At 67.9% G+C, this 7404-nt stretch carries 7 protein-coding genes; 5 read left to right on the top strand and 2 right to left on the bottom strand.

All coding sequences use genetic code 11. The features are described 5' to 3' along the window. The first annotated feature begins 147 nt into the window (after window positions 1-147). Window positions 148-990: an SIS domain-containing protein gene (locus ACR2MZ_RS05115; protein ID WP_434003993.1), complete on the top strand. Its 843-nt coding sequence runs from the start codon at window positions 148-150 to the stop codon at window positions 988-990. A gap of 36 nt (window positions 991-1026) precedes the next feature. Here ACR2MZ_RS05115 and ACR2MZ_RS05110 read toward each other — a convergent pair whose 3' ends face one another. Together ACR2MZ_RS05110 and ACR2MZ_RS05105 are read right to left on the bottom strand one after the other, a co-directional pair. Then, entirely contained in the window at window positions 1027-2037 is a 1011-nt protein-coding gene (locus ACR2MZ_RS05110; RefSeq protein WP_434003992.1) for a D-alanyl-D-alanine carboxypeptidase family protein, read from the bottom strand. Window positions 2038-2271: 234 nt separating this feature from the next. Continuing rightward, window positions 2272-2706: a DUF4332 domain-containing protein gene (locus tag ACR2MZ_RS05105; protein WP_434003986.1), complete on the bottom strand. Its 435-nt coding sequence runs from the start codon at window positions 2704-2706 to the stop codon at window positions 2272-2274. 86 nt (window positions 2707-2792) lie between these two features. On the opposite strand from ACR2MZ_RS05105, the gene ACR2MZ_RS05100 reads away from it, so the two are divergent. The 4 genes from ACR2MZ_RS05100 (at window position 2793) to purE (ending at window position 7404) form a co-directional block, all read left to right on the top strand. Next, complete coding sequence (locus ACR2MZ_RS05100; protein ID WP_434003991.1) at window positions 2793-3977, top strand: GuaB3 family IMP dehydrogenase-related protein; 1185 nt, start codon at window positions 2793-2795, stop codon at window positions 3975-3977. Continuing rightward, window positions 3974-5566 carry a glutamine-hydrolyzing GMP synthase gene (gene guaA / locus ACR2MZ_RS05095; RefSeq protein WP_434003990.1) on the top strand — a complete coding sequence of 531 codons (1593 nt, stop codon included), beginning with the start codon at window positions 3974-3976 and terminating at the stop codon, window positions 5564-5566. Before ACR2MZ_RS05100 ends, guaA begins: the two co-directional genes overlap by 4 nt. Window positions 5567-5640: 74 nt before the next feature. After that, window positions 5641-6903, top strand: coding sequence for a phosphoribosylamine--glycine ligase (gene purD / locus ACR2MZ_RS05090; RefSeq protein WP_434003985.1), 1263 nt, complete (start codon window positions 5641-5643; stop codon window positions 6901-6903). A 45-nt stretch (window positions 6904-6948) separates the two neighbouring features. Further along, the gene (gene purE / locus ACR2MZ_RS05085) at window positions 6949-7404 is read left to right on the top strand and encodes a 5-(carboxyamino)imidazole ribonucleotide mutase (protein ID WP_434003989.1); all 456 of its coding nucleotides are present in this window, start codon (window positions 6949-6951) and stop codon (window positions 7402-7404) included.

Genomic DNA, 7404 nt, shown 5'->3' with positions numbered 1-7404 from the left:
CACCAAGCCGTCATCGCGCTGGCGCGGCGACGCGTCGACGTGCTCTGGGCCATGCTCAGGGACCGGGAGCCTTTCCAGAAGCCGTAACTGCCCCTGGCCTCTTGACAAACGCATTAGGCTGCCACCTACGCCAAGTACCTCCTCGAGATTCGAAACTCACTGCCAGTCGCTCTCGCCGCCCCGTCGGTCTTCGGGCTTTACCAGGGCAGGCCCAACCTGGCCGGCTTTTGCGTCCTGGCCGTCTCCCAATCCGGCGCCTCCCCTGACGTGTGCAGCGTCATCGAGGCCGCCCGCGAGCAGGGCAGCCTGACCATCGCGCTCACCAACGAGCCGAAATCTCGCCTGGGGTCAGCGGCCGAGCTGGTGCTGGAGATGCACGCGGGCAAGGAGCGCAGCGTGCCGGCCTCCAAGACCTACACGACAAGCCTCCTCGCCTTTGCCATGCTGTCACAGGCCATGCGGCCGGAGGCGGACTTCGCTCAGGCGCTGGAACGCGTGCCCGAAGCGCTGAGGCAGACCATCGCGCTCACCCATCCGCTCCAGCAGGCGGCCGAACAGCTGGGCGGCAAGCGTTTGGCAGTCATCGGGCGCGGCTATCACCTGGCCACCGCCGAAGAGCTGGCGCTCAAGATCACCGAGACCAGCTATTCGGTAGCGGACGGGCAGTCAGTCGCCGACTTCATGCACGGCCCTGTGGCCATGGTCGAGCAGGGCTTCCCGGTCCTGCTGCTGGAGGCGGAAGGCCCCACCCTGCGGCAGATGCGGGAACTGGGCGCCGCTCTGCGCCGTAAGGGCGCCCACGTCCTGGCTTTCACCGATCACCCCGGCCGAAGTGGCAGGCCGCTGGTGATCAAGACCGGCCTGCCGGAGAGTCTCACGCCGCTGCCCTACGCGGTGGCCGGGCAGCTGCTGGCGCTTCATCGAGCCCTTTCGCTGGGCCTTGATCCGGATCATCCCCGCGGGCTCCGAAAGGTGACTGAGACCAACTGAGCCATTCCCAGGCAGCGGCTGTCGCCGCCCCCACGGTCAGCTCGTTCGCGTCAGACGCCAATAGGGTGACGGCTCAGTGACGTCCCCAGCGGTGGCCAGCGGGACCTGCTGCCGCACGGCCACCAGGCCGGGCGCATCGGCCACCGTCACCTCGAGGCTGCCGGCATCGCTGCCGGCCGGCGCCGCACCGGTCAGCCGGCTGCCCTTCAAGCGGTAGCGCACTGGGGAACCACTCAGCAGCGGCAGCCGCATCTCCTGCTTGGCGACCACATCGACGTCTCCCTGCCAGGGGACGTGGTAATGCCCGATCACCTGGTCCTGACTGACGACGGTTTGGATTGTGATGGCGGCCTTGGCCGCTTTCAACACATTGCGGCCTGCGGTGAGAGCGTCAGGCAGCGCCGATTGGCCCTGCACCACGCCCACCACCACCAAGTTGTGCCCCTCCAGCTCAGTCGTGCCTGAGAACAGGTAAACGGCGCCGGCCTGGGGTGTGGTGCCCGTCTTGATGCCGGTGATACCGTCCTGGCCGATGGCGTAGTTCACGTTGTAGACAGTGCCCGCGACCGGCAGATCAGCCTGCGGCTGGGCTACCACGTCGGCGAACGCAGGGTTCTTCATAGCTGCCAGCCCGAGCTTGACCAGATCACTCGGCGTGCTGACGGTGCCGGGGTCGAGTCCGCTCACATCGGCAAACTTGGATTCGCGAAGGCCCAGAGCGGCCGCTGTCGAGTTCATGTTCGCCTGGAACGCTTCGGGCGAGCCGGCAACCCAACGTGCCAGGAGAACCGCCAGGTTGTTCCCGGATGGCAGCAGCAGCCCCTCCAAGGCCTGCCTCTCGGTCAGCTGCTCGCCCTGCTTGACGGCCACCACCGACTCGCCGTTGGCTTTCGCTGCGGCGTATTCGCGCACCTCCTGGTCGCCGATCTGCAGCAGCGGACCTACTTCGCCGGCCGCCAGCGGCTTCAGCTGCAGGACCACCAGGGCGGTCATCACCTTGGCCACGCTGGCAATCGGCTGCGGGTGGGCGTTGGGCGTGGCAGCCAGCAGGCCGGCCCCCTCCAGACCGAGCGCTGACTGCGCGCTTCCCCGCCAGGGCAGGGGCTGGGCTGGGCTTGGGGGCGGTCCCTGAACTGTCTGCGCCGGCAGGAGTGAGGAGGGCGGCCGAGAGTAGTTGTATGCCAGCGCTGCCAGCAGCCCCAGGGCGGCGGTCAGCCCCAGCGCGGTGAAGCGGGAGCGGCGGCCGGCGCCGGGCAGCTGAGGGATGGCGAGCGCCGCCTGTTAGAGGAGGTTGGGGCTCTCGACCTGGGCCGGCAGGTGGTGAGGCTCTTCCAAGGTGTCGCAGGTGCGCGCCTGACTGATCCAGTACTGGACCATCTGCAGGCTGGGCGCGCCGGTCATGCCCAGCGCGTCCATCACCTGGGCATGCAAGGCCTCCGGCTGGGCGACCTTCAGGTCCTTGAGACCGCCGATGCCCAGCCGGCGAACAATGGGCAGGTAGCGATCCATGCCCGAGATCTCGAGCAGGGCGCACTGACGACCGAACTCGAGCAAGCGGTCGGGCGAGATGCCCACTTTCCGTGAAAGCCGTTCGCGATCGATCTGGAGCGTCACCGCATGGAGGAGCTGGTTGGAGTGCTGGTAGCCCCGCGTTCGCAGCCTGCGGCAGTCGTCGGGGGAGATGCCAGGCAGGTATTCCAACGTCTTCATGGCCATCCCGCCATAAGGATAGTGGCCACCAGCTGGGGGCTATAATCAAGGGCACCCGCCCCTTCAAAGGAGTACGCATACCCATCGAAACGATCGCAAGGCCCGCGGAGAGCTCGCTTGAAATTGGTATAGGTCGGCGGGCGCGCCGCGCCTACGGCTTCGATGAGGTGGCGCTGGTCCCAGGCCAGGTCACCCTCAATCCCGACGAGGTGGACATCAGTTTCGCGCTGCCTGGGGTCACGCTTTCCATCCCATTCTGGGGCTCCGCCATGGACGGAGTCGTCGATGTGGCATTCGCCATCGCGATGGGAAAGCTGGGCGGCCTGGCTGTTTTGAACCTGGACGGAGTGCACACTCGCTACGAGGATCCGGGCCCTGTGATCGAGAGGATCGCAGCCGCTGCCAAGGCCGAGGTCAACCAGGTCCTGAAGGACGCCTATCGAGCACCAGTCAGGCGCGACTTGATCGAGAGGCGGATCCGCCAGATCAAGGATGCGGGGGTCCCCTGTGCGGTCTCGACCATTCCGGCCCGCGCCGAGGAGCGGGCTGGGCCGATCGAGGCGGCCGGGGCTGACGTGCTGGTGGTCCAGGGAACTGTGCTGACCGCCCGCCACCGCAGCCGCAGCTACCACCAGCTCTCCTTCCAAGAGCTGTGCCAGTCCATCTCCATTCCGGTGCTGGCCGGCAACTGCGTCCAGTACGACACCGCCCTGGAGCTGATGGAGACAGGCGTCGCCGGCATCCTGGTCGGAGTGGGTCCGGGCGCCGCCTGCACGACCCGCGGCGTGCTGGGTGTGGGCGTTCCGCAGGTCACCGCCACCGCCGACGTGGCGGCGGCGCGAGAGGAGTTCCAGGCTAGATGGGGCCGCCGGGTGGCTGTCATCACTGACGGCGGCATGCGGATAGGCGCCGATGTTTGCAAGGCGTTTGCCGCCGGTGCTGACGCGGTCATGATCGGTTCACCGCTGGCCGGGGCTGTCGAGTCGGCTTCCCGTGGCTTCAATTGGGGCATGGCGACCCCCGATCCCAACCTGCCGCGCGGCACTCGCATCGAGGTGGGCGTCAAAGCCAGCCTCCAGGCGATCCTGACAGGACCGGCAGCTGTGGACGACGGCACCCAGAACTTCGCAGGTGCCCTGCGGTCCTGTCTGGGCGTCTGCGGCGCGCCCGACATCCGGGAATTCCAGAAGGTCGACATGGTGATCGCGCCAGCGATTGGGAGCGAGGGGAAGCTGCACCAGGCGGCTCAGGGGGTCGGCATGGGGAGCCGGCGCTGACGCCTGCGGCTCCGGCCGCCGCCCCGGCCCGGGCCGCCGCGGCGGATTCTCAGCGCGAGCTGATCATCGTCCTCGACTTCGGTTCGCAGTACTCGCAGCTGATCACGCGCCGGGTTCGCGAGGCCAACGTGTACTGCGAGCTGCTCCCCGGTACGACCCCTTGGTCGGAGCTGGCGGCCCGCAATCCGGTGGGCCTGATCCTGAGCGGCGGCCCCGCCAGCGTCTACGCGGAGAACGCGCCTCAGATCGATCCGGCAGCTCTTCAATCGGGGGTCCCGGTGCTGGGCATCTGCTACGGCATGCAGCTGATCGCCCACCATCGCGGCGGCACCGTGGAACCGGCCAGCAAGCGGGAGTATGGACCGGCTCTGCTCAGTGTCAGCCGCTCCGATCGGCTCTTTGCGGGTCTGCCGGCGGAGCTGCCGGTCTGGATGAGCCATGGCGATCATGTGCTGGAGCTTCCGCCCGGCTTCCGCGCGGTGGCCTCGAGCGGCAACGCGCCGGTGGCAGCCTTCAGCGACGGCGCCGGCACGCTGGGCATCCAGTTTCATCCCGAGGTGCAGCACACGCCGCAGGGAAAGGAGATCATCCGCAACTTCCTCTACAACGTCTGCGGCTGCACTGGCACCTGGACTGCCGGCTCCTTCATCGCCGACGCCACCCAGTCGATCCGGGAGACCGTCGGTAGCGGACGGGTCATCCTCGCACTCTCGGGCGGGGTGGACAGCGCTGTGGCGGCCACGCTGGTGCACCGGGCGATCGGAGACCAGCTGACCTGTGTCTTCGTCAATAACGGGCTGCTCCGCCATGGCGAAGCCGATCGAGTGCTGGACGTCCTGCACGGCCATCTGGACATGAACATCCGCTTCGTTGACGCCACCGACCGCTTCCTCGGTGCTCTCGCCGGCGTGGTCGAGCCGGAGGAGAAGCGTCGCATAGTTGGACGCGAGTTCATCAACGTGTTCGAGGCCGAGGCGAAGACTTTGGGCGAGATCGACTTCTTGAGCCAGGGCACCCTCTACCCCGACGTCATCGAGTCGACGGCTGCCGACACGGGTCAGAGCGCGGTGAAAATCAAGACGCATCACAACGTTGGCGGCCTGCCGCCCAGTCTTCGCTTCCGCCTGATCGAGCCCCTCCGCTACCTGTTCAAGGATGAGGTTCGCGGGGTGGGGTTGGAGTTGGGACTGCCCGAGGACATGGTGCACAGGCAGCCGTTCCCCGGGCCGGGCCTGGCCATACGCTGCCTTGGTGAGGTCACTGCCGAGCGCCTCCAAATCCTGCGCAACGCTGACTGGGTGGTGGTGGACGAGATCAAGCACAACGGCCTCTACCGCAAGGTCTGGCAGTCGTTTGCTGTGCTGACGCCGCTGCAGACAGTCGGCGTGATGGGGGACTATCGCACGTACGCCAACGTCGTGGCAGTGCGCGTGGTCACGTCGGAGGACGCCATGACAGCCGATTGGGCACGGCTCCCGCACGAGGTGCTGGCTCGGATCTCGAACCGGATAGTCAACGAGGTGCCGGGCGTCAACCGCGTTGTTTTCGACATCACGAGCAAGCCGCCCGGCACCATCGAGTGGGAGTAGCGGGAAGGGAGGGCGCAACCCCTCCCTGTCTCCACGCTAACGCCCGGCGCCTGCCTGGCCACGGCTGAGGGACCGTGAGGCTCCTCATCGTTGGAGCTGGGGCGCGAGAGCACGCGCTGGCCTGGAAGTGCCGCCAGTCGCCGCTCTGCGGCGAGCTCCTGGTGGCGCCCGGCAACGCCGGCACCGCCGCTCTCGCGCGCAACATCCCGGTGAAGCCCGATGACTCGACTGCGCTGCTGGAGCTGGCAAGGGCGGAAAAAGTTGATCTCGCTGTGCTGGGTCCGGAGTCTGCCGTCGACGCCGGCGTGGGCGATGTGCTGCGTGCTGGGGGAGTGCCGGTGTTCGGGCCGGACCGCGCGGCCGGTCGGATCGAGAGCAGCAAGGCGTTCGCCAAAGAGCTGATGCTGGAAGCCGGCATCCCTACGGCCACCCACCGCGCCTTCAGCGACGCCGAGCCGGCGCGCGCCTTCGCCGCCGAACGCGGCGGTCAGGTGGCGGTCAAGGCGGATGGGCTGGCGCTCGGCAAGGGCGTCTTCGTCTGCGGCTCGATCGCCGAGTCCGACGCAGCCATCGAGGCACTGCTCGAACGCAGCGCGCTCGGTGCGGCCGGCAGCACGGTGGTCATCGAGGAAAGGCTGTCCGGGCAGGAACTCTCGGTGTTCGGCTTCAGCGACGGGCGCCGGGTGCTGCCGCTGGAACCTGCCCGCGACTACAAACGCGCCCTGGCTGGCGACCGCGGACCGAACACCGGCGGGATGGGCGCCTACTCGCCGCCCGCCGGGATGGGCGAAAGCCTCATCCAGCAGGTTCACAAGGTGGTCCTCCAGCCGGCCGTCGACGCCCTCCGGAAGCGGGGCAGCGAGTACCGGGGCGTGCTCTACGCGGGTCTGATGCTGACCCCCAGTGGCGCCCAGGTGATCGAATTCAATGCGCGGTTCGGGGATCCCGAGGCGCAGGTGTTGCTGCCCCGGCTGGAATCCGACCTGGTCGAGGTCATGCTGGCCTGCGCCAGAGGCGATTTGAGTTCGGCGCCGGCCCTGCGCTGGTCGCCGGATGCGGCGGTGGGGGTGGTGATAGCCTCCGGCGGTTACCCAGACAGCTACCTGACAGGCCATGAGATCTCGGGCCTGGACGAGCTGCCAGGCGAAGTCCTCGTCTTCCACGCCGGCACGAAGCTGGCGGGCCAAAAGCTGATCACAGCCGGGGGTCGCGTTCTGACGGTGGTGGGCCGGGGCCGGACAGTGCGCGACGCGCGCGAGAGGGCGGGCGGGGCGGCCGCCCGAGTACGCTTTCAGGAGGCTTTCTACCGCCACGATATAGCGGCCGAAGCAACCTAGTGTCTGAGGTAGGGCACTGAATCTCACCGGAAGGGGGTCAGCAAAATCGCACGCGTAGGCGTCATTCTCGGCTCGAAATCGGATCTTCCATTGATGGAGGACTGTCTGAAGCAGTTGGAGGCCTTTGGAATCGAAGCTGAGCTCAAGATCTGCTCTGCCCACCGCGACCCGGCAGGGGTCAAGGACTGGGCGGCAAGCGCCCGTGAGCGCGGGCTCGAGGTGGTGATCGCGGCCGCCGGCGGCGCCGCGCACCTGCCGGGCGTGGTGGCGGCTTGGACGGACCTCCCGGTGATCGGCGTGCCCGTGCCCACCGAGCACCTGGGCGGCATCGATTCGCTCTACTCGATAGTCCAGATGCCTGCCGGAATCCCTGTCGCGACGATGGCCATCGGCCGCGCCGGCGCCAAGAACGCCGCCTGGTTCGCCGCGCGGATTCTCGGCGTGCGGGACGAGCAGGTGGCCGCCAGCCACCTGGAGAAGCGGCAGGCGCTCGCCGGCTAA

Origin of the sequence: Candidatus Dormiibacter sp. (assembly GCF_050999135.1) — a bacterium.
Classification (GTDB): domain Bacteria; phylum Chloroflexota; class Dormibacteria; order Dormibacterales; family Dormibacteraceae; genus Dormiibacter; species Dormiibacter spiritus.
Note: the sequence above shows the minus strand (reverse complement) of the source record. Positions and strands in the feature narration are given on the sequence as shown.